The sequence below is a fragment of the Caulobacter sp. Root1472 genome (assembly GCF_001426985.1).
GTDB lineage: Bacteria > Pseudomonadota > Alphaproteobacteria > Caulobacterales > Caulobacteraceae > Caulobacter > Caulobacter rhizosphaerae.
Genome location: NZ_LMFX01000048.1, coordinates 1 through 1050, shown reverse-complemented (window position 1 = coordinate 1050; position 1050 = coordinate 1). Strand labels below are relative to the sequence as shown.

Here is a 1050-nt window from a genome sequence, read left to right as displayed (position 1 = left end):
CCGGCTTCGCCGGCGTCTCGGTGGTGCTGGGCGGCGGCGATGACCTGATCGACCTGACGGTGGTGACCGCCACCAACCTCGCCGCGATCAGCGGCGGGGCCGGGGCCGACACCTTCGTCGGCTCGTCGGCCAACGACACCTTCAACGGCGACGACGGCGACGACGCCTTCTTCGCCAGCGCCGGAGCCGACGCCTATGCCGGCGGCCTGGGCAATGACAGCCTCAAGGCCACGGCCAACAACCAGGTCATCAGCCTGCGCTCGATCGCCGGCGTCGAGACCATCACCGCCAACGGCTTCACCGGCGTCACCCTCGCCGGAACCACCGCGGCGGATACGCTGGACCTGTCGTCCGCCACCCTGGTCGGGATCGGCAAGATCGACGGCGGGGCGGGCAATGACGTGATCATCGGCACGGCCGGCGCCGACGTGCTCGACGGCGGCGCGAACGACGATACGCTAAACGGCGGCGACGGCGACGACGTCATCACCTACGGCGCTTCCGGCGGCATCGACGCGGTCAACGGCGGCAACGGCGCCGACGTGCTGCAAGCGACGGCCGCCAACCTGACGATCACGGTCTCCAGCCTGACCAATGTCGAGACGGTCACCGCCAACGGCTTCGCCAATGTGATCCTGGGCGGGGGCGCCAACGCCGACCTGATCGACCTGTCCTCGACGGTCCTGGTCGGCATCGGCCGGATCGACGGCGCGGCCGGCAATGACACGATCCTCGGCTCGGCCGCCGCCGACATCATCATCGGCGGACTGGGCGACGACACCCTGGCTGGCGGGGGCGGCGACGACGTGTTCCAGTTCACGGGTACGACCAGCGGCGCCGACGCCATCAACGGCGGCAACGGCGTCGACACGGTCACGGCCCTGGCGGCCAACACCGTCATCGGCCTGTCCAGCTTCAGCAATGTCGAGCTGATCAGCAGCGGCGGTTTCGCCGGCGTGACCATCGCCGGCTCGGCCAACGGCGACGTGCTGGACTTCTCGACCACGACCCTGAGCGGGATCGGCAAGATCGACGGCGGCGCGGGCAACG

At 70.1% G+C, this 1050-nt stretch carries 1 protein-coding gene; it reads left to right on the top strand.

Annotated features, from left to right (window positions below):
* Nucleotides 1-1050 (top strand): calcium-binding protein (locus ASD47_RS22605; protein ID WP_056761715.1); only part of this gene is annotated, 1050 nt, incomplete at both ends.